We start from the raw sequence: 24923 nt of genomic DNA on the forward strand, positions 1-24923 counted from the left end.
GGATCAGCGGCGATGCGGCTCGGTCTCGGTATCGAGCCCGGTCTCGTAGCCGCACAGCTCGCCCATCAGGTCGAAGGTGGCGCTGGAGCGTGCCTTCACGCGCTGGCGGCGTTGGCGGATATGCTCGCCATAGGGCTCCAGGTTGCGCAGGGCCAGCCGGGTCGCATCGACCAGGCGCACCTCGGTGTCCTCGTTGAGGTCGACCAGGTACTGGGGGGCGGCGAAGTCCTCGAATACGTTCGACACCTTCGGCTCGTAATTGAGCGCCACCACCGGCACGTTGCAGCCGAGCGAGAAGATCATCGCATGCAGGCGCACCGTGATGTTCAGCGGCGCCAGTCCAGTCACCCACTTGAGTTCCGGCGCCGACAGCCGCTTTTCATAGATGTGCAGAGCCTCCGGGCGGCGCATCGCCGCCTGTACCCGGCGGGCGATGACGACATCATCCATGTCGCCGTCGAGCACCGACATCGGGACCGCCACGAATTCCACGTCTTCCGTTTCGGCCAGCTGGTCGAGTGCGGCGGCGATGCGTTCGATGCCTGCCGACTTGCGGCGCAGGTAGAAGGTCGGGTAAAACCCGATCTTCTTCTTGCCGGAGCTGAACAGTGCAGCCAGTTCGGCGCGCTGTGCTTCCGCCGGCTGCTGCGGCGCCAGCAGGAAGGCGGGATCGGCCACCACATGGATGCGTTCGGCCGGCACGCCGACTTCGCGCAGCAGTTCCGCGGCGCGCTGGCTGCGCACGGTGACCAGGTCGCAGGCGCGCGCGGTGGCGCCGATCAGCCACTTGCCGATGCGCGTCTTGAAAGGGCCGACGCCGATCGCGTACATCATGGTCTTGCGGCCGAACAGCTTGGCCAGCCAGATTTCGTCCAGCAGGCGCAGCAGGTTGCGCCAGTTGGTGTTGTCGCGCAGGATGCCGCCGCCGCCCAGCACCACCAGGTCGGCTTCGCGGATCGCCCGCAGGTGGCGCCAGGCATTGCCGTTCAGGTATTGGGACAGCATGCCGCGTCCCAGCAGCACCGGGTGGAACTGGCTGCGCAGGCGGGGCGTTTGCGGGATGTTCCCGGGGAACTCGGACAGCACCGTGAAGCGGGCGTCGAACTTTTCCGCCGTGCGCTCGACAAACACGTCGAGGATGGCGTCATCCCCGGCATTCAGCTGTCCATACCATCCATTGATCAGGATGTTCAGGGCTTGCTTCCCGCTCATTTCCCGGGCCTCATAAAGGTTTCTTTGGTCAGTGCCGCAGCTTCCATCACGAGCGCGCGCGGCAAGTAGGACAGGCTCTTCAGCGGACGGGTGCCGCAGCGGGCCGCCTGGATGAACAGCGCCATGCTGGGACGGTAGCTGCCCGAGAAGAACAGGTCGCAGCCCATCTGGAACGAGCGGCTGCCGCGCATGTGGCGGATTTCGGCATCCGACAGCTTGCCGGCCTGTTCGCTGATATGGCGCTCGATCATGGGCTGGACGATGTCGCCGGTCTGGCGCCGATGGCGCTTCATCAGGCTGTTGTTCAGGTCGTAGTAATTGATCAGCACTTCCGGCAGCACCGCGACCTTGCCGCGGATCGCCAGCTTGATCCACAGGTCGAGGTCTTCGCCCACCGCCAGTTGCTCGTCGAATCCGCCCAGTTCGCGCACCAGCGCGGTACGGGTCAGCACGGTGGGGGTCGGCAGGAAGTTGTACACCAGCAGGGTCTTCCAGGCGTCGATGCCCTGTACCGGCGGCCGGTTCACGTGGCCTTCCTTGAGCGGACGGCCCTCTGCATCGGCCTGCTGGCTGTTGCAGGAGACCAGGGTGATGGCGGGATCGGCGGCGATGGTCGCCACCTGGCGCTGCAGCTTGCCGGGCAGCCAGATGTCGTCGGCGTCGAGGAAGGCCAGGTAGGGCGCGCGCGCCAGCTGGATCCCGGCATTGCGCGCCGCCGACACGCCACTGTTGATCGGCAGCTGCAGCAGGGTGATGTTTTCTCCCGGCCGGATCGCCGCGCGCACGGCATCCGCCGTGCCGTCGCGGCTGGCGTCGTCGATGACGATGATTTCGATGCCCACGCCTTCCTGCGCGCGCACCGAAGCGAGTGCGCGCCCGATGGTGGCGGCGGCATTGAAGGCCGGGATGATCACGCTGACCTGGATCGCGTCCGGCGCGCAGCTCAGCGCTGCGCCCGGATTGTCGTTCTGTTGTTCTTGCATCGGTTCAACCTTTGAAGCCATGTGGTGCTCTAAACATTGCGGCGGAAAGCATCGCCGTTCCTAGAGATGCGTGCGCGGCCGCTCGAGCGCCCGCACCGGGCGCAGGAACAGCGAGCCCGCCAGCCGCGTCGGGTCGACCTGGCCCCCGGCGTCGACGATGGCGCGCTCCGAGATGTGGATGCGCCCCACCGCACCGATGTCCTGGCCCGGCGCCGCGCTGCCGTCGATGCGATTCAGGTGGGCGCGGCTGTCGAACAGGTAGCGGTAGCCGGCGGCGCGGCAGGCCGCCAGTACGGCATCCGAACCGGCGCCGTGCGGCAGCGACATCGAGGCGATCCGCTCCTGGCCGAGGTAGTCGGCCACCGACTGCTGCGCCGCGCGCAGCTCGTGGGCCAGGTCAGGCACCCGGGTCAGCGGCTGGTGGCTCATGCCATGTCCGCCGATCGCGTGTCCGGCGGCCAGCCGGCGCAGCTGCGGCACGTCCATCATCGCCGGAATGCCGTGATCGGCGACGCTGCGGCGGCGCAGTTCCGCGGCCAGGGCCAGCGCTTCGCTGCGCGGGCGCTTGCCGAGTTCGCGGATCACGGCGCGGATCGCCGCTTCGCCGCCGGCCGGCAGCTCATCGCCGAGCGGCGCCATGCCGAGCCCGGCCAGCGCCGCACCGACCTGTGCCAGCGCATCCGGTTCGGTCGCCAGGAAGCTGAACACGCCTTCTTCCCAGAACGGGTCGGCCTGGCCGATCGCGCCGCCCGCCACGAACACCAGCGAGGGCATGCGGTTGCGGTCGAGCACCGGCTGCGCGAATTCGGCGGTGTCGGCCCAGCCGTCGTCGAAGGTGATCAAGAGGCTGTTGGGCGGCAGCGTGGCCTTGCCTTCGAGCGCCGCAAACACCCGCGGCGCGTCCACCACGCTGTAGTGGCGGCGGAAGAATTCCAGGCACTGGGCGAAGGCTTCCGGCGTCATGGTCCATTCCGGATCGGCGCCGGCGAAGCGCGGGTCGGTGCGCGGCAGCACGCGGTGGAACATCACCACCGTCAGGTTGCGGCGGTTGCGGACGCGGTGCCAGGCGCCCAGCGCGCCGCTGCGGTAGGCGAGCCGCTTGGCGCGCGCGGCGGGGCTGAGGCCGGGCTGTTGCGCGCTGCCGGGAGCGGGGCGCAGGCCGAGCAGGGGCAGCACGTGCTCGCCGAGCGGATGGCGGGTGAGCACCAGTCCGCCGAGCCAGCCCAGCGTGGCGCCGAGGCCGCCCAGCGCCAGCGCGCTCCAGACCCGCGCCGTGTGGTCGGAGCCGCCCAGCCAGACCAGCAGCGGCACCGCCAGCGCGCAGGCCGCGATCACGGCACTGCGGGCGCAGGCGCGCGCCAGGGCCAGCGGACGTACCCCGATGGTGCGGCGCAGGAAGATGCAGACGGCCACCAGGCCGATGCACTCGGAGATCACCAGGGCCAGCGCCACCGCTTCCAGGCCCCAGGCCGAAGTGGCGAGCACGGCGGCGATGCGCACCGGCTGGACCAGCAGGTTGCACAGGGTGGCGTAGCGCACCTTGCCGGCCGCGACCATCGCCTGCGAGGAAAACAGGCCGACCGCGCCGATGATGCCGGCCACGCACAGCAGGCGCGCCACCGGCACCGAGGCATCCCACTGGGCGCCGTACAGGGCGTGGGTGACTGGATAGGCCAGCACCAGCAGCACCGCCAGGAAGGGCCAGGCCACCGCGGTCAGCTGCGACACCGCCATCAGGTAGGGCTTGTCGAGCGACTGGCCGTCGCGCTTCACCTGGGCAAAGTAGGGCAGCACCAGCGGCGTGAGCGCACTTCCGATCAGGCGCGTGAACAGCTGCACCAGGCCGGTGGCGCGGCTGAAGTAGCCCACCGCCGCCAGGTTCATCACCTTGCCGACGATGAGCTCCGGCGCGCTGGTGCCGGCGATATTGGCCAGGTTGCCCAGGCTGCTGACGCTGCCGAAGGACAGGACGGTGCCGAGATTGCGGAAGCGGGGCAGCCAGGGCAGCTTGGCCGGCCGGAACAGGTTGCCCGCCAGGCCGAAGGCGAGGATGCCGGCGAAGTTGCTCCAGGCCAGGCTCAGGGCGCCATGGCCACCCAGGGCCAGCCAGATGCCGACGCCGACCTGGCACAGGGCGGCGAAGGTCTTGACGTAGAAGATCGCGTCGAGGCGCCCTTCGCGCCGCAGCACGCCCAGCACTACCGAGCCGAAGGGCGAGATCGCGAAGCTGGCCGCCATCACCAGCATGACCTCGCGCAGCGCCGGGTTGGCGTAGAAGCGCGCCACCGGGCCGCTGAGCAGCAGCATCACGCCCGCCACCGCCAGCGCCAGCAGGATCGCCACGCCCATCACCGCGCGCAGCTTGTCGCGGTCCAGCTCGCGCTCCTGGATGATGTACTGAATCACGCCGAAGTCGCGGAACACGTGCAGCATCGTCATCAGCATGGCCGCCACCGAGAAGGTGCCGATCTCAGACGGCGACAGGATACGCGCCAGCACCATCACCGACACGAACTGGATGCCCAGTTCGACGTACTGCGTGGCGAAGGAGATGCCGATGGCCTTGCGGCCAGTCAGGGTATTTGTCATCGTAGCCATGGTGTCAGGCTGCCAGCCAGCGCAGAACGCGGAAGACGTAGAAGGGCCGGGTCACGTCCCAGGGACGGCTGCGCGGCAGTGCGAAGCGGTCGTCCGCGGCGCTGGCCGCACCGAGGGCGGTGGTGAAGGCGGCTTCGAAACCGGCCTGGCGCGCCATGGCGATGTGGCGCTCATCGAAATCCTTGCCGCGCTTGCCGTTCGGGTAGGCGAAATAGCGCACCGGGCGGCCGGTGATGGCCTCCAGCTGGCGCTTGCTTTCCGCCAGTTCCTGCAGGGCGCTGGCGTCGGGCAGGCTGGTCAGGATCGGATGCGACACCGTGTGCGCGCCGATCTCGATGTTCTGGGCCGACATGCTGCGGATCATGTCGCTGGTGAGCATCGGCTCGCGCGCCGGCGGGGTAGCCAGTCCGTCGAGGCGCTCGACCAGGGCCTGGCGCGCCGCGGGCTCCAGGTACTTGGCCTTTTCGGTCAGCACCCCGACCGCCTGGCGGCGCTGCTCGAGGGTGTCGAGCGGGTAGCTGCCCAGTCCTGCGTCTTCCAGGTCGAGGCCGGCGGCTTTCATGGTGCGCAAGGCTTCCAGGATGCGGTCGTTCCACATGCTGCCGCTGTCGACGAAGCCGGTGGTGACGAACACCGTCGCGGGAAAGCCGAACTCGCGCAGCACCGGCAGGGCCAGGTCATGGAACGAGCGGTAGCCGTCGTCGAAGGTGATGCAGACCGCGCGCGGCGGCATGCGGCCGCTGGACAGGGCCGCCAGGGCCCGGTCCATCGGCAGCACGTTGAAGCAGTCGGCCAGCACCCGCATCTGCCAGCGGAAGGTCTCGACGTCCGGTTCGGCCGCCAGCAGCGGGTCGGCCGCTTCCAGGATGCGGTGGTAGTTCAGGATGCACAGGCGGCCCTGTCCGGGCCTGCCGGTGGCGATCCGGTCGCCAATGTACCGGACCAGGCGCGAGCCCATGCCGGTGGAGGGCGCGTACGCCGTCATGTCATGTCCTTTGCGAGGAAACCACGGCAGGTCGTGCTTCATCACGGCGCAGCAGTCCCTGGAACAGGCCGACCACGCGCAGGGCGTTTTCGTGCCAGGTAAGTTTCTGTTCGGCGATCGTGGCGCGCGCATTCGCCGCGACCTTTTCGCGCAGCGCGTGGTCGGTGCACAGGCGGTCCACGGCTTGCGCCAGCGAAGCGGTGCTGTCCGGGTCGAACAGCACGGCGTTGTGGTCGCGCGCCAGGATTTCCTCGATGTTCGGCTGGGCCGGGCCGACGATCGCCTTGCCCAAGGCCAGGTATTCGAACAGCTTGAGCGGCGAGGCGTAGGCCACCACCGCCGGCTGCAGCGCGATATCGAAGGCCGCCACGTGGCGCGCCACGTCGTCGCGCCCGACGATGCCGGTGAAGGTCACGCGGCTGGCGATGCCCAGCTCGCGCGCCTGCTTTTCCAGGTTGGCGCGCGCCGGGCCGTCGCCGACCACCAGCAGGTGGCGCTGCGATGCGGGCGGGTCTTCGGCGATCAGGTTGATCACCTTGTCCAGGCCGTGCCAGTCGCGCACGAAGCCGGTGAAGCCGAGCACCAGCTTGCCGTCCAGGCCGAGCGCGCGCTTGGCCGCCGCGACGTCGGGTACCTCGGAAAAACGCTTGCCGTTAATGCCGTTGGGGATCACCACGATGCGCTCCTGCGGCACGCCGTAGGAGGCCACGATGTCGCCCAGCACGCGCGTCACCGGCAAGACCACGTCGGCATTGCGCCAGGCATAGGCCTGCGACCAGCGCGCCAGACGGGTGAGCGACAGGCCGTCGTAGCGGCTGCGCTCCTCGAGAATCGGTGCATTGATCTCGAGCAGCAGCGGCAGCCCGGTCTTGCGCGCCAGCCAGATGCCGGCCGGGAGGAACAGGTTGTAGCGCTCGTAGATGCAGTCCGGCTTGTGCTCGCGCACCGCCCTGGCCAGGCGCCGGTAGGCCACCAGGGAATAGCCCAGCTCCATCAGTTCGTAGAACCATTTCGGCAGCCAGCGCTTGAGCAGGGCCACGGCGCCGGCATCCGAGCCGAAGTCTTCGGTCTCGGCGCTGGGCGGGGCCACGATCACGACTTCATGCCCCTGCTCGCGCAGGGCATTGATCATCTCTTCGATGTGGACGTACTGGCCGTCCTTCGAGCGGGTACGGTGGTGGTACAGGATGCGCATTCAGGTTTGCCCCATGAGGATATTGCGGAACAGGTCGATTTGTCCCTGCGTGGTCTGGTCCCAGCTGAAGCGTTCGGCGTAACGCCGGGTGGCGGCGCGGTCCGGCGTGTCGGCGCGCAGCAGATTGACGGCCTCGGCCAGGCTTTCCGGCGTGCGTTCCGGCATCAGGCGGCCCGCTTCGGGCGCGGTGACGACTTCCGGCGTGCCGCAGATACTGGTGGCGACCACCGGCGTACCGCAGGCCATCGATTCGAGCAGCACGTTGGCCCAGCCTTCGCGGCTGGAGGCCAGCACCAGCAGGTCGGCGGCGCCGTAATAGGTGCGCAGTTCGGTCTGTGGCACCGGACCCAGCAGGCGTACGCGGCCGGCCACGCCGAGCGAGGAGGCAAGCGCCGCCAGCTTGCCGCGGTCCGGGCCGTCGCCGGCGATCATCAGCGTGACGCCGGGCAGGCGGGTGAGGGCCTTGACGATGATGTCGTGGCCCTTGACTTCGTTGAGGCGGCCGACCGACAGCAGGGTATAGCCTTCCAGGCCGAGCTTCGCGCGCACCGCTTCGCGCTCGGTAGCCGCATCCATCGGTGCGAAGCGCTGCAGGTCGACGCCGTTGCGTAGCGGCGTGATGCGGCGCGGATCGGCGCCCAGGCGCACCATCTCGTCCTTCAGGTAGCTGCAGACGGTGATCACGGCGCGCGCGTTCTGGGCCGCCCACAGGATCATCTTGCGCGGCACCGGGAATTGCGGCAGCAGGTTGATGTCGCTGCCGCGCGCGGTCACCACCACCGGCTTGTTGAAGTATTTGCCGAGCATGACCGCGGCCACCCCGTCCGGGTAGAAGTAGTGGGCGTCGATGGCGTCGAAATCGTAGCCGCTGTCGAGGATCCGGCCGATCGCCGGGCGCACCGCGCGCGCCATCAGCTGCGGCGCGATGTTCATGCCGATCTTCGGCAGCGCCACGTAGCGCGGATGACTGACCTCGATGCCGCCGCGTACTTCGTTCGCGGGCACGCGCGCCAGCTTGCCGTAGCTGCCGAAGCGCTCGTGCGCGAACGGGAACCAGGGCACCGGCGCGACCACGCGCGATGCGACCTGGCCACTGGCGACCAGGTAGCGCAGCCGGGTCTCCACGAACAGGCCGTGGGTACTCTGTTCGGCGTTCGGAAACAGGGTGGAAAACGTCAGTAATTTCATGTCGGGGGCTTGACCGGACAGGCATTCCGGCACTGCCTTCAAAGCTGCGCGGACCGGTCTTCCGCCTGCTGCGCCTGCCGGCACCGCAAGGTCGGAAATGCTTGCTGGAATGCCATTTTCGTTAAAAGCAAGTCAGCATATTACCTTATAAAAATTAAAATATCGCACTAGTTTCGTGCGAGAAACATCGTGTGTTTTAGGTGTGCAAATGCCGCGACACAATAGAGTTAGTTCGTTTGCAATTTTTTAACAGCACTGTTAGGCTTGTTGGAAACATTCACGGCCGGGCTCGCTTGCAGCGCCGGCCATCCGTGCCTCTTTTCCAGCTGAATTCCTATGAAAATTTCCATCATCGGCACCGGGTATGTTGGCCTGGTGTCTGGCGCCTGCTTCGCCGACGTCGGCAATACCGTGCTCTGCCTCGACGTCGACGCCCGCAAGATCGACATGCTCAAGGATGGCCGCATCCCGATCCACGAACCGGGCCTCGATTCGCTGGTCAACCGCAACGCCGACGCCGGACGCCTGCTGTTTTCGACCAGCTATGATGAAGCGGTTGCCCACGCCGAGGTGATTTTCCTGGCGGTCGGCACCCCGCCCGACGAGGACGGCAGCGCCGACCTGACCCACATCCTGGCCGCGGCACGCAGCATCGGCGAGCGCATCGACCGTCCGGTGGTGGTGGTCGACAAATCCACCGTACCGGTGGGTACCGCCGACAAGGTGCGCGCTGCCATCGCCGGCGAACTGGACAAGCGTGGCGTGAACATCGAATTCGCCGTGATCAGCAATCCGGAATTCCTGAAGGAAGGCGCGGCAATCGGCGACTTCACCCGTCCAGACCGCATCGTGATCGGCAGCGACAACGCGTGGGCGACCCGCATGATGCGCGAACTGTACGGCCCGTTCAACCGCAACCACGAAAAGCTGGTCGAGATGGACGTGCGCAGCGCCGAGCTGACCAAGTACGCCTGCAACGCCATGCTGGCGACCCGCATCAGCTTCATGAACGAAGTGGCGAATCTGGCCGAATTGCTGGGCGCCGACATCGAGGCGATCCGCCTCGGCATGGGCCTGGACCCGCGCATCGGCCCGAACTTCCTGTATGCCGGCGTCGGCTATGGCGGTTCCTGCTTTCCGAAGGACATCAAGGCCCTGGTCAAGACCGCGGCCGACCACGAGCAGCCGATGTACCTGCTGAACGCCACCGAGAAGGTCAACGAGGCGCAGAAGGACGTGCTGTTCAACAAGCTGTGCCGTTTCTTCGGCGGCGAGACCCAGCTGGCGGGCCGCACCATCGCCCTGTGGGGCCTGTCGTTCAAGCCGAACACCGACGACATGCGCGAAGCCCCGAGCCTGCGCCTGATCCGCAAGCTGTTCGCGGCCGGCGCCAAGGTCGTGGCCTACGATCCGGTGGCGAGCGAGGAAGCGGCGCGCGTGCTGCTGGCCGAGCACGGCCCGCAGCGCGTCGCCGAGATGCTGCGCATGTCGACGTCGGCCATGGATGCGGTGCGTGGCGCCGATGCGCTGGCCCTGGTCACCGAGTGGAAGGAATTCCGTTCGCCGGACTTCGCCCAGCTGGCCCAGGAACTGTCCAGCAAGGCCGTGTTCGACGGCCGCAACATCTGGCAGCCGGCCATGGTCTCGTCCTATGGCCTGCACTACGAAGGGATCGGCCGCGTCAGCCGCGCGGCCTGAGGCCTGACGATGTAAGGCAAACGCCCGGCCACCGTGCCGGGCGTTTTGCATTTCAGCGCTCCAGGCTGACGCGCAGGAAGGCTTCGAACATCAGCACCGACCACAGCGAGGCGCTGTAGTCGCTGGCGCCGGATTCGTGCTGGTCCACCATGTGGCGCAGGTAGCGCTCGTTGAAGATGCCGGTATCCAGCAGCCGCGGGCTCAGTACCGCCTCGCGCACGGCCTGGCGCAGCGGGCCGCGCAGCCAGGCTGCGACCGGGATCGAGAAGCCCTTCTTGGCGCGGTACAGCACGTCCTCCGGCAGGAAGGGCTCGAGCGACTTCTTGAAGATGTACTTGCCCTGGCCGCCCTGCAGCTTGATGCTTGAAGGCAGTCCCGACACCCACTCCAGGAAGGTATGGTCCAGCAGCGGCACCCGTACTTCGAGCGAGTGGGCCATGCTGGCGCGGTCGACCTTGGTCAGGATGTCGCCCGGCAGGTAGGTCTTGAAGTCGAGGTACTGCAGCAGCGACAGCGGGTCATCGGTCGGCGCGTTCTTCGCATGGCCGCGCATCACCTCGATCGCGCGGTAGCCCTGCAGGCGCGAACGGAAGCCGTCGCTGAACAGTTCGTCGCGGACCCGGTCCGGCATGATCGACACGCCGTGGAAGTAACCCTCGACCAGGTCGCGCGCCAGCGCCTCGAAGGTGGTCTTGGCGCGGAACACGCGCGGCGCCCAGTCGGCCTTCGGGTACAGGGCCCCGAGGGTGCCGAACAGCGGCTTGCGGATCCCGGCCGGCAGCTTCGAGCGCACGCTGTGCTCGGCCATCGCATAGCGGTAGCGGCGGTAGCCGGCGAAGTTCTCGTCGCCGCCGTCGCCCGACAGCGCCACCGTCACGTGCTTGCGCGCCAGCTGGCAGACACGGTAGGTCGGGATCGCCGAGCTGTCGGCATAGGGTTCGTCGTACAGGCCGGCGAGCAGGTCGACCAGGCCGTAGTCGTCCTTGCTCACCACCTGCGCGTGGTGGCGGGTAGCGTAGCGCTGCGCCACCATATTGGCATAGGTCGACTCGTCGAACTCGGGGTCGTCGAAGCCGATCGAGCAGGTGGTCACGGGCTCCTTGCCCTGCTGCGCCATCATCGCCACCACCGCGCTCGAATCGACGCCGCCGGACAGGAAGGCGCCCAGCGGCACCTCGGCTTCGGTCTGCGACAGCACTGCTTCCTGGAGGCGCGCGGCCAGTTCGGCGGTGACCTCGGCTTCCGGGCGCGGCGCCTGTGGACGGAAGGGCAGGTCCCAGTAGCGCCGCGGGTTCACTTGCGTGTCGCCGACGCGCAGGGTGATGCAGTAGCCCGGGCTGAGTTTGTAAGCGTTGTGGAAGATGGTGCTCGGTTCCGGCACGTAGCCGTAGGCGAAATAATCCTCGACCGCGCGCGGGTTGAGTTCGCGCGACAGCTCGGGGAAGGTCATGATCGACTTCAGCTCGGAGCCGAACACGAACAGGCCGTTCGGCAGCAGCGAATAGAACATCGGCTTGACGCCCACGTGGTCGCGCGCCATGAACAGCAGCTGGCGTTTCTTGTCCCACAGGGCGAAGGCGAACATGCCGCGCAGGCGGCGCAGGCAGTCCTCGCCCCAGGCCTGGTAAGCCTGCATGATCACTTCGGTGTCCGATTTGGTGCGGAACACGTGGCCGAGCGCGATCAGTTCGTCGCGCAGCGCGCGGTAGTTGTAGATCTCGCCGTTGAATACCAGGGCCATGGTCCCGTCGCCGCTGCGGAAGGGCTGCTGGCCGGTGGCGATATCGATCACCGACAGGCGCCGGTGGCCCATGCCGAGTCCCGGTTCCAGGTACAGCTCGCCCTCGTCGGGGCCACGGTGGTGCTGGCTTTCATTCATGCGCCGCAGCGCTTCGCGGTCGATGTCGCGAGCGCCGCGGGTATCCAGGATGCCGACAATTCCGCACATGATGGGTGTTCCTTAAGTTTTTCTGATCTTTTTCTGAAATGCTTCAGCCTGGCTTAATCAGGCTGGCTGGCGCAGCTTGTGGCTGCACAGGCGGTCGTACAGGCGGCCGTATTCCTCGAGCATGGCGCGCATGCTGAAGGCATGTTCGATCCTGGCCCGGGCTGCCTCGCCCTGGCGCCGGCGCAGCTCGGGATCGCGCACATAGGCGGCCAGCGCCGCGGCCAGCGCCTCGACCTCGCGCGGCGGCACCAGTGTGCCTTCGACGCCATCGGTGACGACTTCGGGAATGCCGCCGACGTGCGAGGCGACCACCGGCAGGCCGCAGGCCATCGCTTCCAGCATCGAGACCGGCGTGCCTTCGGCCAGCGAGGGCAAGGTAAACAGCGAGAAGCCGTGCAGCAGCCCGGCCACGTCGTCGCGCGCGCCCGGCAGCCAGACCACGTCCTGCAGACCGAGGGCGGCGACTTGTTCGCGCACCGCGCCCATCAGGGGGCCGTCGCCGACGATGCTGAGGCGCAGGCGTTCGCGCTGTTCCGGCACCAGTTCACGCAGGCGGGCAAAGGCGGTGACCAGGTGGCGGTGGTTCTTGACGTCCTGGATGCGCGCCACCGTGCCGATCACGATGTCGTCCGGGGCCCAGGGCGAGGCAGGGCTGGCGGTGGCGGCGGCGAATTTGTCGGTGTCGACCCCGTTCTTGATGAACAGGGTCTTGGCAGCCGGAATCCGGACCGTCTCGCCCAGCCAGCGGCGCAGGTCTTCCGACACCGGGATGAAGCAGTCGATGAAGGGCGCCAGGCGGCGGCGCAGGAAGTTGTGCTTCGGGTTCAGGCCGTGCGGGTCGCTGGCGTCGCGCCCATGCTCCGCATGGATGCGCACCGGGATCCCGGCCAGGGCGCCGCTGAAGTTGTATTCGAGGGCCGACAGGTTGTAGGTATGCAGGATGGCTGGACGCAGCCGGCGCATCAGCTTCCAGAACTTCAGGTGGGTGCCTAGCCCCAGGCCGGGCGGCTTGCCCAGCGCGTACAGCTCGACGCCGGGCTGGGTGATGCGCCCGGCGAAGTCGGTATAGCGGGTCAGGCACACCACCGCATGGCGGTAGCGCTCCGGCGGCATGCGGTTGATGCAGTCCACCAGCAGGGTTTCCAGCCCGCCGACGTCGAGCGCGTAGGTCAGGTGCACCACCAGTGGCCGTTGCATGGTCAGATGATCGAGGTCGTTGCGCATGCGGCTGCCTGTTATTTTCCGCGCGCCTGCACCAGCGCGCCGTCGATGGCGGCGAAGTGCCGGCCGAGGAAGGCGCGCAGGGTGGCACGCGCGGCGTCGGCATCGTCGCCCGCATAGGGTGCGGCAAGCGCCACCAGCGCGGCGTCGTCGCCGCGGAACAGCAGCTTGCCCTGGGCCTGGCGCAGCTTGCCGGCCACCTTGCTCGCGGTGTAGGCGCCGTCCACCCACATCACGTGCCAGACCAGCAGCGGTCCGCCCGGGCCGGACAGCACCGCTTCGCGCAGCGCCAGGCTGTGGCTGCCCGCCTGTTCGGTACGCGCCGCCGAGGCGGTCTCGTGGAATGCATGCTTCGGCGGCACCAGGCGGTTGACGGAACTGATCAGGCCCTTCTGCTTGCTCTGGTTGCGGTAGTACAGGATATCCAGGCGCACCGGGCGTCCATCCGGGGCGCCATAGATGCGCGCCAGGCGCGTGTCCGGTTCCATGTAGTCGAGCTGCCAGTCCGGGAAGCCGGCGGCTGCCGGCCAGCTGACATTCGGGATGGCCAGCGCCACTGGATGCGGGTTGTGATTGGCGCGGTCGTTGAAGGCGGCAAAGGCCGGCCAGGCGGCAGCCACGGCTACCACGGCGGCCGCCACCGGTACCAGCGACTTCGCCGGGCCCTGCGTCGTTGCCGGGACATCGGCGGCCCTGACGGGCGCGGGCGCCGGCTGGTCGTCTTCGCGCCAGTAGCTGCCGATCCAGAACATGATGAACATGATCACGCCGAAGAACAGCCAGCCGTAGACCAGGTGGTCGACGCCGGTCGCCAGCTCCATGCCGCTCAGGTGGCCGATCATGACGATGCCGTAGGCGCGCAGCCAGTTGGCGACGATCGGCACCACGATCGACAGGCCGATGAAGACGGCGCGCCGCATGTTCGAGCGGTAGGTGAGGTAGGCGTACAGGCAGCCCAGGGTGATCGAGGAGATCAGGTAGCGGATGCCGCTGCAGGCCTCGACCACCGACCAGCTGCCGGTGGGCAGCTCGAAGCGGGTGCCGTTGCGCAGCACGGGAATGCCGGTGGCCTGCACCGCCCATACCGTGAAGTCGGCGGTGTAGTTGATCAGGGGGCCGACGAAGATTTCGCCGAAGGGCACCGCGAACAGCAGGAACAGCAGCGGGAAGGTGAACTTCGAGGCCAGGCGCGGTCCGAGCAGGGTCAGGGCGGCGAGCGGCAGCAGCGACACGAAGGCATACTGCATCACCACCTGCACCTCGCCCATGCGTCCAGCCAGCCAGGCGGCGCCGGCGCCGGCCATCAGCACCAGGCCGGGCCACCAGGGCCGCGCCGGCAGGCGCGAGAACCAGGCGCGCTCGCGCCAGACCAGCCCCAGGCTGATCGGCAGGATCACGTAGCCGTGGGCGAAGGTCTCGGAGCTGTTCCAGGTCGCCACCATCGAGGCCACGGTGCCGGAATACAGCAGGAAGGGTGCCAGCAGCGCCACTACCAGCGCGACGATGCCGGCGGCCGCCAGCGGGGTCGGGGTGACGGCGGGCGTCTGCACCACGCCCGGAGGAGGTTTCAGGAACATTCGAGGCGCTCCCCGATGCAGGCCAGGTTGCTCGGCCAGCTGTATTTGCGTTCGACCCTGGCGCGTGCGGCCAGCCCGATGTCGTTGCCGGCGCGTCCCAGCAGGGCGGCCACGGCGTCGGTGAAGCCGGCGGCGTCATGCGCCAGCACCAGCTCGCGGCCCGGCTCGGCCTCGATGCCTTCGAGCGCCTGCGGCGTCACCACCACCGGGGTGGCCATCGCCATCGCCTCGAGCACCTTGTTCTGGATGCCGCGCGCAATCCGCAGCGGGGCTACCGCGCATTGCGCATGGGCGATGTAGGGCCGCACGTCCGGCACGGTGCCGGTCACCACGATGTTCGGTTGCCTGGCCAGCTCCAGCACGGCCGGGGCCGGGCGTGCGCCGACGATGTAGAAGCGCAGGTCGGGGAAGCGCGCGCGCAGCAGCGGCATCGCCTCGCTCGCGAACCACTGCACCGCATCGACGTTCGGCCAGTAATCCATGGCGCCGGTGAACACGATGGCGCGCTCGCCTTCCGCGTAGGGGCTGGACTGCACCGCCGCGGGCGAGAAGTAATCGGTATCGACGCCGTTGCTGAAGAAGCCGATCTTGGCGTCGCTCTCCGGGGCCAGCTGGCGGAACAGGTCGGCTTCGGGCGCCGACACGAACAGCGAGGCGTCGTAGTCGCGCGCCACCTGGCGCTCGTAGGACAGCAGCTGGCGCGCCTCGTGGCGGTACAGCCAGCTCATCGGCCAGGATTTCTTGTCGGCGTACTGGCGCCACTTGTCCGAGTCGACGTCGCAGAAATCGACCACGCGGCGCGCCTGGCGGTGGTGGTCGACGAACTGCGCCATCGCGGAGGAGAACACCAGCACCCGTTCGATCTTGTGGGCGGCCACGGTCTGGTCGACCCAGCGCTGCAGATTGGCATCCCGGTAGTAGTCGAGCGAGAGCGAGCGGTTCTTGACCAGCGCGCCCAGGCTGCGCACCCGCGCCAGGGTCGGGTTCAGGCTGGCGAAATGGCTGCTCGCGCACATCTTCTCGACGGTCGGCACGTGCTGCCAGTCGTCGGCGTCGTCCACGAAAGTAGCCAGGTGCACCCGGTAGTCGCGCGCCAGGTGCTTGAGCAGGTGGTAGGAGCGGATCTTGTCGCCCTTGTTGGGCGGGTAGGGGATCCGGTGGATCAGCAGCAGCAGGTCTTCCACGTCTTATCCCAGGTTGCGCACGATGTAGGGGCCGAGGAAGTTCGCCACCGGCAGCGGCAGCTTCTTCCACATCTTGATGAACAGCTGGTATTTCGGGTTCAGCGGGTTGTTATCGGGCAGCTTGTCCGACGCGTAAAGCCTGTACTCATACGGCAGCGGCGTGGCGGTGAAGCCCCAGTTCTTCTTGAAGTCGTAGGCGCCGGTGCCCAGCTTGCTGCGGCCGTAGTCGAAGATGCGGCAACCGCGCGCCGCGGCGGCCTGCATCAGGTTCCAGTACATGAAGTCGTTGCCGGCCACTTCGCGCGCCAGGTCCATGCCGCCGCCGTAGTAGGGGACGACCTCGTCGCGCCAGTAGAAGGACAGCACCGAGGCCACCAGGCGGTCGTCTTCGGTATAGATGCTGCGCACCTCGCACTCTTCGCCGAAGGTCTGCTGCAGCAGCGCGAAGTATTTTTTCGGGAACACCGGGGTGCCGAGGCGCAGCACGCTGTTGGCATAGGCCTCGAACATGCGGTCGACGTTGTTCTCGACCACGCCCTTCAGGCCCAGCTTGATCCCCTTGCGTACCATGGCGCGCTGCTTGCGCGGGATGGCGTTCAGGTTGGCTTCGTCGTCGGCGCTGATCTCCTTGCGGAAGGTGACGTACAGCTCCTTAGTGTGCCAGCTGGCGTCGTCCGGGTGGGCGCGCTGCATGCCGCGGTATTCGAGGTGGCCGACGCCCAGCTCGCGCGCCAGCTTGTCGGCCGCCTCGTCGAGCAGGACGCGCGCGCCCTCGTCGATGGCGGCCACGCCGCCGTACACGCAGAAGGGCATCGCACCCAGCGAGTGGCCGAACAGGCGGCTCTTGATCTCGGCCAGGGGGAGGACGCCCTGGATCTGGCCGTCCTGCTGGACGTAGTAGAACCAGGTCTTGATACCGAAGGATTCTTCGATGACCTTCTGCCAGCCCGACAGGTGGAAGAATGTCGCGTCCGGGCAGGCACGCACGAAGGCGTCCCAGCGCGCGCCTTCGTGCGGCTGCAGGAGGTGAAGGGTCTGGGGGCCGGTGGCCAGCGCCGGCGCGGCGCGCTTGGCCTGGGCGGCTTCGATGATCGAGTTCATGGTGCGGTTCGCTTGTTTTACTTACTGTCCAGGAAAATGCGGTCCATGCGGTCCCACGCGAAGTCGCGCGCCAGCTGCTCGAGGCGGCCTTCCATGCGTTCGATGTTGACGTAGTGGCGGAAGCGCGACTTGGCGTCCAGGCCGGCTGGGCGCGGCTGGCCCGGGTCGAGTTCCCAGGGGTGGAAGTAGAACAGCGCCGGCTGGCGGTCTTCGCGGTTCACCTTTTGCATCATCCAGCGCGACAGCGCGTAGGGCAGCAGGCGGAAGTAGCCGCCGCCGCCGGCCGGCAGGTTCCGGCCCAGCATGTTGACGGTGGTGACCGGCACTTCCAGCAGGCCGTCCGGGCCATGCGGGTAGAAGGCGAAGCGCGGCGCGTCCGGCATGCCGTAGTGGTCGTGCGCGATCGGGTAGATGCTCGAGCTGTAGCGGTAGCCGGCTTCCTGCAGCGCCTCGAGGGCCCACAGGTTGGCGTGGCCGATCGAGAAGCTTGGCGCGCGGTAGCCCAGCACGGCCTGGCCGCCGATGTCTTCCAGCAGCGCCTTGGACGAGCGGATGTCGTTGTCGAACTGGGCACGGTCCTGGTCCGAGGCGCGCAGGTGGCCGTAGCCGTGGCTGGCCAGCTCGTGGCCCGCGGCCACGATCTTCTTCACCATGCTCGGGTAGCGCTCGGCGATCCAGCCCAGGGTGAAGAAGGTGGCTTTCACGCCGTGCCGCTCGTAGATCGCCAGGATGCGTTCCATGTTGGCCTCGACCCGGCATTCGCGCGACGGCCAGGAGTCGCGGTCGATGTAGGGCGCGAAGGCCGAGACCTGGAAGTAGTCTTCGACGTCGCAGGTCATGGCGTTCCGGATGCGCTCTCCCGGCGCAGAAGGTTGGCCAGGTGAGGGTCGCGGTGCCGGTGCGTAGAGTTTCATTCCTGGTTGTCCATGTGCTGGGCCGCCGCGCCCTGCGGCGTGGCGACGATTTTCTTCAGGATCGACAGTACCGAGACGATCGATTTCTCGAGGCGCATCATGCGTTCGTCGAGCACTTCCACGCTGGCGCCGGCGCGGCGGTCGCCGCTGTGGGTGTCCACCGTGCGCAGTTCATTCTGCTGGAGCGGAGCGTCCGGCGTGCCCATGACCTCGGGCAGCTCGTATTCCTCTGCGATGTCGCGCACCACCTCGTTGATGTGGTCCCCGGTGAAGGCGTGCAGCTCTTCCAGGTAGCCCATCAGGAGTACCCGGTCCATCAGGGTATTGGTCTTGCGCGGGATGCCGCCGCTGTAGGCGTAGATCGCCGCGTGGGCATCGTCGTCGAAGGACGGGTCGCCCTTCCAGCCGACCGTGGCCAGGCGGTGCTCGACGTAGGCGCGGGTCTCCTGCGCATCCATCGGCCCCAGGTGGTAGCTGGCGATCACGCGCTGGCGCAGCTGCTGCATGCCGGGGCTGTGCAGGGTGGCGCGGAATTCCGGCTGGCCGAGCAGGAAGGTCTGCAGCAGCGAGCGGTCGTCGGTCTGGAAGTTCGACAGCATGCGCAGTTCCTCGACCGTGCGTGCGTTCAGGTTCTGGGCTTCGTCGATGACGAGCAGGGCGCGCTTGCCCTGGCGGTCGACGCCGCGCAGGAACTGCTCCAGGCGATTCAGCAGCTCGGCCTTGCTGGCGCCCTCGTAGGGCAGGCCGAAGCTCGAGACCACCATGCGCAGCGTGTCTTCCGGATCGAGGCTGGTGTTGACGATGTGGGCGGCGACGATCTGGTCAAGCGGGATCTTGTTCAGCAGGTTGCGCACCAGCGTGGTCTTGCCGGCGCCGACTTCGCCGGTGATGACGATGAAGCCCTCGCCTTGCGACAGGCCGTACTCGAGGTAGGCCATGGCGCGCTTGTGGCCCTTGCTGCCGAAGAAGAAGTGCGGGTCCGGACGCAGCTGGAAGGGCTTGGCGGACAGTCCGTAGTAAGTTTCGTACATCGCTTGCTGGCTCCTCAAAGCTGGACGGCCAGGCTGGCCGAGATGGCGTTCTCGCGGTAGCCGCCGGCGAACACGCCGGCGCCGCCGCGCTGGTGGCGCACCTCGACCGCGGCGCGCATGTGTTTGCCGACTTCGCGGTTGTAGCCGACACGGAACATCCGTTGACTGTCTTCGATGCCGGTGCTAAGCGAACGGTTGCGCGTGAAGGTTGCCGATGCATTCGCGATCGAACGCGGATTGAAACGGTAGCCTGCGGTCAGGCTGGCGCCGAGCTGGCGTACGTTGTCATTCAGTGAAGCCAGCTGGCTGCCCAGCAGGTCGCTGTCGGTTTCCTGGCGCGACAGGGCGATGCGCTCGGTCGCGTACACCGACAGCATCGCGGTGGTGCGCGACAGCGCGAACGCGCTCGATGCCTGCAGGCGCTTCTGGCGCAGGTAGCGGTTGCTCAGGTAGTTGATGTTGTCGGCCAGGCTGGGCGGCAGTCCGGTGTTGCGGATGTAGTCGGCCACGGCCTGCTGGCGCTGCACCGGATCCGGGATCGCAGCCTTGAACAGGTCATCGAGCATGGCGGCGGTGTCCATCGCCGACGGCAGCAGGAACTGCGAACGCGTGGTGGTCACCGCATCGTCGTAATTGATGTTCCAGGTCGTGCGGCGGCTGCGGTGGGTGGCGTCGAGCGCGCCCGTCTTGCCGAAATAGTGGCGGCCGAACGAGGCCTTCAGGGTAGTGCGCAGCGACGGCTGCCAGTCGAAGCCGCCCGACCAGTTGCGCCCGGCTGTGCGCCCGCCGAGCGACTGGTAGTCGTAGCGGTCGTAGCCCGCGGTCGCAGTCAGCGCGAAGCGCGGATTCATTGCGTAGCGCAGGTTGGAGACGATGCTGGTGCTCGACGAGGGGCCGGCCAATTCGTTTTCGATGTTCTGGCGCTGGAAGTCCAGGCCCCAGCTGAGGGTACGGACGTCCCGTGGGCTGCGCAGGCTGGCGCTGAACAGGTCGCCCAGGCTGCTGCCGTAGCTGTTGAGGTCTCCCGCATCGACGGAATCGCGCGTGTAGCGCAGCGACATCTCGGCAGTGCGGCCGAAGCGCCGTTCGATATGCGGGCTGATGCGCCAGGTCTTGATCTGGGTGCGATTGCCCAGCGCATACAGGTTGTTGCTCAGCTGTGGGCCGAAGGCCGAGATCGCCTGCGGGGACGCGGCGGCCTGCGCCTCGATGAACAGAAAATCGCGGGCGAGTTCGCCCTGGCCGCTGAGCGAGTACTCATAGGTGCTGTCGACTGTGCCCGGAATCCGGGCGCCGCTGTAGCGGAACTGGCGCCACAGGCTGCTGGCCGCAAAATTGTAGCGGTCGCTTGAACCAACCACGGCGATTCCGGGCAGGGACTCGATGACGAACTGCGATTCGGCCAGTTCGTCGCGTTGCAGCGCGACGTTGTCGGTGTAGGTTCCGGTGAGGCTGAGGCTGGGCACCACGCGCCAGTCGGCGTGGCAGGCCGGCGCCGCCATCAGGGCGGCGGCGGCCAGTGGAGCAAGGCGTAGAGATGCCTTGCTCTTAACCGTAGTGGTAGTCATACGTCTCTTCGATGCCCGGGATGTCCCTGGTCTTGTTATAAATGAGGTTCACGTTGGTGCAGCCTTCGAGCTGGCGCAAGGCTTCGCTGACCGCGTGCTGGGTCGTCTTCTGCGCTTCGACCACCACGACGATCTGGCCCATGTGAGCGGCCAGCGCGCTCGCTTCGCTGGTGAGCAGCAGTGGCGGCGAATCGAAGATCACGACCCGGTCCGGATAGCGGTTGGCGATCTCGCGCACCAGGCTAGCCATGGTCGAGCTGGCCAGCAGCTCGGTGGCGCGCGGCGTGGCGGTGCCGGCGGCCAGGATGCTCAGGGTATCGACATTGGTACGCAACAGGACGTCGGACATGTCGAGCTTGTCGTCCACCAGCAGGTCCATCAGGCCGCGGTGGGCCGGCAGGCCGAGCGTGCGCAGCACCGATGGGCGGGCCACGTCGGCGTCCACCAGCAGCACGGTGTGGTCGAGTTCCATGGCGATGCTCATCGCCAGGTTGATCGCGCAATAGGTCTTGCCTTCGCCCGGCAGCGAACTGGTCAGCATGATCAGATTGGCCGGATTCTCGCCGTCGATGCGGTCGGCAAAAGCGCGCTTGAGCAGCGGACGCTTGATGATGCGGAAGTCTTCCACCAGCGGAGTGCGGCCACCGGCGGCGGTCACCATGCCGCTGGCGCGCATCTGCGCCAGATCAAGTTCCACCTTGAGGGGCTGACGCACGACCGGGGCTGGCGCCGCGGGGGCGGTCGCGCCATCGAGCTCGATGGCCGGGGCGGCGACGGGGGGCGTCAGGACCGGTGCCGCTACCGCAACGGGTTCCAGGACGTCGAGATCGGCGTCCGCCACCGGGGCCGGAACCTGGGCCCGCGGTGCAGACACCGGCAGCGGCGCAGACTGGACACGTTCCTGATCGATGCGGCGCGCTGCTTTTTCGATAATGCTCACGGTCTACTCCTTGTGATCGTTACAGGCTCGGGCGGACCAGGATGGCGGCCACGCCTGCCCCATAGATGGCGAACAGCACCAGCACGGCGGCACCGAGCGCGACGAGGCGGCGCTTGCGGCGAACGGTCTGCTGTTCGGTCCAGTTCATGCCGATCGAGCCCAGGATCGGCAGCCCGGTCGCCTCGCGCAGGGCAACCTGGCTCAGGAAAGTCGGGCGCAGTTGGCTCAGCAGGAAAGCGACGGCCAGGCCGGCGACCAGCGCGCCGACGAAGACGAACGAGAACAGGCGCAGGCGGTTCGGGCCGGTCGGCACCAGCGGTGCGGTCGGCGGGTCGATGACGCGGAAGGTCAGCATGTCGGTGGCCGAGGACAGGTCGCCCGACAGCTTGGCCGATTCGCGGCGCTCCACCAGTTTCTGGTAGTTGTCGCGGTTGACTTCGTAGTCGCGATTGAGCTGCGCCAGCTGTGCCTCGATCGCAGGCGCTTCGGTGCTCTGGGTGCGCAGGTTGGCCACGCGCGATGCGTGTTCGGCCACACGTGCCCTCAGCGAAGCGACGCGCGCCTCGGCTTCCGACAGCGATACGTTCAGCTGCTGGAACATCGGACTGTAGCCGGCGCCCGGGTCGGCGCTCGGCTTGCGGTTCTTGGCCAGGTCGCGCTTGCGGGCATTGAGCTGTTCGAGCAGACGCGCGTTGGCGATGATGTCCGGATGCGCCTCGGTGTACTGGGTGCGCAGGGCGTCGAGGGTCTTGACGACGGAGGCGATGCGCGCCTCGAGTTCCGGATCGGTTAGCGGCGGCGCCACGGTCTCGCCCGGACCCGCTTCGCCGGCGATGCGGCTGCGGATCGCATTGCGCGCCTGCTCGGCTTCGGCCAGTTCGAGGCGCGCCGAATTCAGGGCTTCGTTGGCGCCCATCAGGCGCGAACCGAAATCGCTGCCCACCGCGGGGAGCAGGCCCATATGGCGGATCTTGAATTCCTTCAGGCTGTTCTCGGCCGCCGCCAGCTTTTCTTCGTAGTTGCGGATCTGGTCGTCGATGAACTGCACCGCCTTTTCCGAATCCTGCTTCTTGCCGCCGAAGCTGCCCTCGACGAAGATGGTCAGCAGCGACTGCACCACGTCCTTGCCCAGTTTCGGATCGGGCGCGGTGTAGCTGATGGTGTAGATGTCGTCGCGCTCGGTGCCGGCGATCTTGATCTTGTCCATCAGCTCATCGACGATCTCCTCGTGTTCCTTGGTGGTCTTGGCCTTGACGTCGAGATCGACCATGCGCATCACACGTTCCACGTTCGGACGGCTGATCAGGGTGCTGCGCATGAACACGACCTGCTGCGTCAGGTTCGGCAGGGTAGTCATGCCGGACATCAGCGGCTTCAGGATGCTCTGGGTATCGACATAGACGCGGGCCGAGGTTTCATACTGGTTGGGCAGCTTCAGTACGACGATCCAGCCCGCGATCGCCACGGCCCAGGTAATGAAGACTGCATGCCAGCGGTACTTTCCGATTGCCTTGAGAAAGTTAAGGATTACGGCTGTGATTTCTGCCATGTCGTGGATTCTCGCCTAAGAGCCTGCAAAAGATGCAAGCTCGTCAATCAATAAAAGGTAGTCTGCATGATCGCTTGTTGACTGAGCAATTGCAATTGCGGGCCGGAAAAATAAGCAGGGAAAACGATAAAATCGGTGGTCCCCGCAACACAATTCCTATACGCAACGACACGCGGACGGCTTGTTGTCTAGCTTCGCCTCAATAAGTTACAAGATTACAACATTAATCCGACCAAATCGTTTTCTGATTGGAAATTTTGCTGTGCTCCCGATCCTCGTCTCGCGTACACTCGTGACCGTTTCTTTAATGAATATTGCTCTGTGTCAAATACGTATTTTAATGTCGGAAATGCAAAAGCGCCCACACAATTGATTCTTGACCGAAAGAGTTCGCGCGTGTACCGGGGCGCCAGGTGGTCTGCCGGGCGCGCCTTTCTGCTCGGCGTTTCCGCAGTGTCGTTGAGCCTCGCCGCCGGCTTGCTCCAGGCCCGGGACCTGCCTGGCACGGTGGCGCGGATCAAAGGGTCGGTGGTGGGTGTCGGCACCCTGCTCAAGACCCGCCAGCCCGCCGTCGTTTTCGTCGGCACCGGCTTCGCCGTCGGCGACGGCCTGAGCATCATCACCAATGCCCACGTCATTCCCAAGCAGCTCGACGGCGCCCGCAACGAGGAGCTTGGCATAGTGATCGGCGGCGAAGGCGAGACCGTCAGCTTCCGCCCCGCGCGCCTCGTCGGGCTGGATACGGAGCGCGACCTGGCCCATTTGCGCCTTTCCGGGACGCCGCTGGCCCCGCTGGCCCTGGCAGGCGACGATGGCGTCGCCGAAGGACAGGATCTGGCCTTTACCGGTTACCCTCTCGGCATGCGCCTGGGCCTGCACGCGGCGACCCACCGCGCTTTGCTGGCCGCGATCGCACCGGCCGTGCGTCCTTCGCTGAGTTCACGCCAGCTTGACGCGCGCGCAATCGCTCAGCTGCAACGGCCGGCTTTCCTGGTGTACCAGCTGGACGGCACCGCCTATCCTGGCAACAGCGGGAGTCCGTTGTACCGGCCGGAAGATGGTAGCGTCGTCGGCGTCATCAACATGGTGTTCCTGAAAGGGCTCAGAGAAAGCGCGGTATCGGATCCGAGCGGCATCACTTACGCGATTCCGGTGCGCCATGTGCGTGAGTTGCTGCAGCGCACCCAGTAAAGGAGTGCGCGTGGCGGGTCCGACGTGCAAACGCGCCACAAGTATTTCAATTGTGCACGTGTTGCCGAAGTGCTATGGTATAAAATTATGCTCGACACTTGCACGCACGCAGCAGCCTGCTGATATCTGCAGCGCAGCCAACCAAAGGATTTTGACGTGAGCACGAATATGACCCACCAGATCAAGCGCGCAACCCAAGCCGCCGCCTTTACCTGCCTGCTGGCTCTGGGGGGCTGCGCCAGCGTTCCGCCCGCAGCCCCTTCGACCGAGGCTGTGAATCCCGAGTATCTGATCGGTCCAGGCGACGCCATTAACATCATCGTTTGGCGCAATCCGGAAGTCTCGATGTCGGTGCCGGTCCGTCCGGACGGCAAGATCACCACGCCGCTGGTGGAAGACCTGCCGGCCGCTGGCAAGACCTCGACCCAGCTGGCGCGCGATATCGAGGCGGCACTGGCCAAGTTCATCCAGCAACCGGTTGTCACCGTTGTGGTGACGAACTTCGTGGGCGGTTACAGCGAGCAGATTCGCGTGATCGGGCAGGCGGCCCGTCCGCAAGCGCTGCCCTACCGTAAGGATATGTCATTGATGGATGTCCTGATCGCGGTCGGCGGCGTTACCGAGTTTGCGTCGGGTAACCGCGCCAGTATTATTCGTACTGTGGACGGCAAACAACAGCGGTACGCGGTACGCCTCGACGACCTGATCAAGGACGGCGATATCTCGGCCAACATGACAATGCGTCCGGGCGATGTGCTGGTAATTCCTGAAAGCTTCTTCTGACCTGTCTTTGTGTCGAGAAATCTGACACATGGGTAAGGAATCTCGCTAGACTTATTG

At 66.7% G+C, this 24923-nt stretch carries 19 protein-coding genes; 3 read left to right on the plus strand and 16 right to left on the minus strand.

Annotated elements, in window-relative coordinates:
• Positions 1 to 3 precede the first annotated feature (3 nt).
• Genes AC56LK_RS13900 through AC56LK_RS13925 form a run of 6 tightly spaced genes read right to left on the minus strand, consistent with a single transcriptional unit; the run spans position 4 to position 8161 of the window.
• Positions 4 to 1212 (minus strand): polysaccharide pyruvyl transferase family protein, encoded by a 1209-nt coding sequence (locus AC56LK_RS13900; protein WP_497185082.1) that lies wholly within the window; start codon positions 1210 to 1212, stop codon positions 4 to 6.
• Positions 1209 to 2195 carry a glycosyltransferase family 2 protein gene (locus AC56LK_RS13905; RefSeq protein ID WP_497185083.1) on the minus strand — a complete coding sequence of 329 codons (987 nt, stop codon included), beginning with the start codon at positions 2193 to 2195 and terminating at the stop codon, positions 1209 to 1211. Before AC56LK_RS13905 ends, AC56LK_RS13900 begins: the two co-directional genes overlap by 4 nt.
• 60 nt (positions 2196 to 2255) lie before the next feature.
• Positions 2256 to 4793, minus strand: coding sequence for an oligosaccharide flippase family protein (locus tag AC56LK_RS13910; RefSeq protein WP_497185084.1), 2538 nt, complete (start codon positions 4791 to 4793; stop codon positions 2256 to 2258).
• Positions 4794 to 4797: 4 nt separating this feature from the next.
• Complete coding sequence (locus AC56LK_RS13915) at positions 4798 to 5778, minus strand: polysaccharide deacetylase family protein (RefSeq protein ID WP_497185085.1); 981 nt, start codon at positions 5776 to 5778, stop codon at positions 4798 to 4800.
• Position 5779: 1 nt separating this feature from the next.
• Complete coding sequence (locus AC56LK_RS13920; RefSeq protein ID WP_497185086.1) at positions 5780 to 6973, minus strand: glycosyltransferase family 4 protein; 1194 nt, start codon at positions 6971 to 6973, stop codon at positions 5780 to 5782.
• Positions 6974 to 8161 carry a glycosyltransferase family 4 protein gene (locus AC56LK_RS13925; RefSeq protein WP_497185087.1) on the minus strand — a complete coding sequence of 396 codons (1188 nt, stop codon included), beginning with the start codon at positions 8159 to 8161 and terminating at the stop codon, positions 6974 to 6976.
• 336 nt (positions 8162 to 8497) lie between these two features.
• Here AC56LK_RS13925 and AC56LK_RS13930 point away from each other — a divergent pair, with 336 nt between their 5' ends.
• Positions 8498 to 9859, plus strand: a complete 1362-nt coding sequence (locus AC56LK_RS13930) for a UDP-glucose dehydrogenase family protein (protein WP_497185088.1) — start codon at positions 8498 to 8500, stop codon at positions 9857 to 9859.
• A gap of 52 nt (positions 9860 to 9911) precedes the next feature.
• Here the strand turns inward: AC56LK_RS13930 and AC56LK_RS13935 are convergent, their stop codons facing one another.
• The 10 genes from AC56LK_RS13935 to AC56LK_RS13980 are packed head-to-tail and all read right to left on the minus strand — an operon-like array spanning position 9912 to position 22892.
• Positions 9912 to 11807, minus strand: coding sequence for an XrtA/PEP-CTERM system amidotransferase (locus AC56LK_RS13935; protein WP_497185089.1), 1896 nt, complete (start codon positions 11805 to 11807; stop codon positions 9912 to 9914).
• Between the two features lie 57 nt (positions 11808 to 11864).
• Positions 11865 to 13031 carry a TIGR03088 family PEP-CTERM/XrtA system glycosyltransferase gene (locus AC56LK_RS13940; protein WP_497185090.1) on the minus strand — a complete coding sequence of 389 codons (1167 nt, stop codon included), beginning with the start codon at positions 13029 to 13031 and terminating at the stop codon, positions 11865 to 11867.
• Between the two features lie 11 nt (positions 13032 to 13042).
• Positions 13043 to 14605, minus strand: a complete 1563-nt coding sequence (gene xrtA, locus AC56LK_RS13945; protein ID WP_497185091.1) for an exosortase A — start codon at positions 14603 to 14605, stop codon at positions 13043 to 13045.
• Positions 14596 to 15789, minus strand: coding sequence for a TIGR03087 family PEP-CTERM/XrtA system glycosyltransferase (locus AC56LK_RS13950; RefSeq protein ID WP_497185092.1), 1194 nt, complete (start codon positions 15787 to 15789; stop codon positions 14596 to 14598). Before AC56LK_RS13950 ends, xrtA begins: the two co-directional genes overlap by 10 nt.
• Positions 15790 to 15792: 3 nt before the next feature.
• Entirely contained in the window at positions 15793 to 16890 is a 1098-nt protein-coding gene (locus tag AC56LK_RS13955; protein WP_497185093.1) for a FemAB family XrtA/PEP-CTERM system-associated protein, read from the minus strand.
• Between the two features lie 17 nt (positions 16891 to 16907).
• Positions 16908 to 17804: an XrtA system polysaccharide deacetylase gene (locus AC56LK_RS13960; protein WP_497185094.1), complete on the minus strand. Its 897-nt coding sequence runs from the start codon at positions 17802 to 17804 to the stop codon at positions 16908 to 16910.
• Positions 17801 to 18835: an XrtA/PEP-CTERM system-associated ATPase gene (locus AC56LK_RS13965; protein WP_497185095.1), complete on the minus strand. Its 1035-nt coding sequence runs from the start codon at positions 18833 to 18835 to the stop codon at positions 17801 to 17803. The genes AC56LK_RS13960 and AC56LK_RS13965 overlap by 4 nt, the downstream gene beginning before the upstream one ends.
• Positions 18836 to 18849: 14 nt before the next feature.
• The gene (locus AC56LK_RS13970) at positions 18850 to 20403 is read right to left on the minus strand and encodes a TIGR03016 family PEP-CTERM system-associated outer membrane protein (protein ID WP_497185096.1); all 1554 of its coding nucleotides are present in this window, start codon (positions 20401 to 20403) and stop codon (positions 18850 to 18852) included.
• Positions 20384 to 21343, minus strand: a complete 960-nt coding sequence (locus AC56LK_RS13975; protein WP_497185097.1) for an XrtA-associated tyrosine autokinase — start codon at positions 21341 to 21343, stop codon at positions 20384 to 20386. The genes AC56LK_RS13970 and AC56LK_RS13975 overlap by 20 nt, the downstream gene beginning before the upstream one ends.
• 19 nt (positions 21344 to 21362) lie before the next feature.
• The gene (locus AC56LK_RS13980) at positions 21363 to 22892 is read right to left on the minus strand and encodes an XrtA system polysaccharide chain length determinant (RefSeq protein ID WP_497185098.1); all 1530 of its coding nucleotides are present in this window, start codon (positions 22890 to 22892) and stop codon (positions 21363 to 21365) included.
• Positions 22893 to 23345: 453 nt separating this feature from the next.
• Between AC56LK_RS13980 and AC56LK_RS13985 the strand changes: the two genes are divergently transcribed.
• Together AC56LK_RS13985 and AC56LK_RS13990 are read left to right on the plus strand one after the other, a co-directional pair.
• Positions 23346 to 24083, plus strand: coding sequence for a S1 family peptidase (locus AC56LK_RS13985; protein ID WP_497185150.1), 738 nt, complete (start codon positions 23346 to 23348; stop codon positions 24081 to 24083).
• Between the two features lie 168 nt (positions 24084 to 24251).
• The gene (locus tag AC56LK_RS13990; RefSeq protein WP_497185099.1) at positions 24252 to 24866 is read left to right on the plus strand and encodes an XrtA/PEP-CTERM system exopolysaccharide export protein; all 615 of its coding nucleotides are present in this window, start codon (positions 24252 to 24254) and stop codon (positions 24864 to 24866) included.
• Positions 24867 to 24923 lie beyond the last annotated feature (57 nt).

Source organism: Telluria sp. ZB4P36 (assembly GCF_059685865.1).

Coding starts and splice junctions, on each gene's coding strand:
- AC56LK_RS13900 (WP_497185082.1), bottom strand. CDS start 1,212: ATGAGCGGGAAGCAAGCCCTGAACATCCTGATCAATGGATGGTATGGA.
- AC56LK_RS13905 (WP_497185083.1), bottom strand. CDS start 2,195: ATGCAAGAACAACAGAACGACAATCCGGGCGCAGCGCTGAGCTGCGCG.
- AC56LK_RS13910 (WP_497185084.1), bottom strand. CDS start 4,793: ATGGCTACGATGACAAATACCCTGACTGGCCGCAAGGCCATCGGCATC.
- AC56LK_RS13915 (WP_497185085.1), bottom strand. CDS start 5,778: ATGACGGCGTACGCGCCCTCCACCGGCATGGGCTCGCGCCTGGTCCGG.
- AC56LK_RS13920 (WP_497185086.1), bottom strand. CDS start 6,973: ATGCGCATCCTGTACCACCACCGTACCCGCTCGAAGGACGGCCAGTAC.
- AC56LK_RS13925 (WP_497185087.1), bottom strand. CDS start 8,161: ATGAAATTACTGACGTTTTCCACCCTGTTTCCGAACGCCGAACAGAGT.
- AC56LK_RS13930 (WP_497185088.1), top strand. CDS start 8,498: ATGAAAATTTCCATCATCGGCACCGGGTATGTTGGCCTGGTGTCTGGC.
- AC56LK_RS13935 (WP_497185089.1), bottom strand. CDS start 11,807: ATGTGCGGAATTGTCGGCATCCTGGATACCCGCGGCGCTCGCGACATC.
- AC56LK_RS13940 (WP_497185090.1), bottom strand. CDS start 13,031: ATGCGCAACGACCTCGATCATCTGACCATGCAACGGCCACTGGTGGTG.
- xrtA (WP_497185091.1), bottom strand. CDS start 14,605: ATGTTCCTGAAACCTCCTCCGGGCGTGGTGCAGACGCCCGCCGTCACC.
- AC56LK_RS13955 (WP_497185093.1), bottom strand. CDS start 16,890: ATGAACTCGATCATCGAAGCCGCCCAGGCCAAGCGCGCCGCGCCGGCG.
- AC56LK_RS13960 (WP_497185094.1), bottom strand. CDS start 17,804: ATGAAACTCTACGCACCGGCACCGCGACCCTCACCTGGCCAACCTTCT.
- AC56LK_RS13965 (WP_497185095.1), bottom strand. CDS start 18,835: ATGTACGAAACTTACTACGGACTGTCCGCCAAGCCCTTCCAGCTGCGT.
- AC56LK_RS13970 (WP_497185096.1), bottom strand. CDS start 20,403: ATGACTACCACTACGGTTAAGAGCAAGGCATCTCTACGCCTTGCTCCA.
- AC56LK_RS13980 (WP_497185098.1), bottom strand. CDS start 22,892: ATGGCAGAAATCACAGCCGTAATCCTTAACTTTCTCAAGGCAATCGGA.
- AC56LK_RS13990 (WP_497185099.1), top strand. CDS start 24,252: ATGACCCACCAGATCAAGCGCGCAACCCAAGCCGCCGCCTTTACCTGC.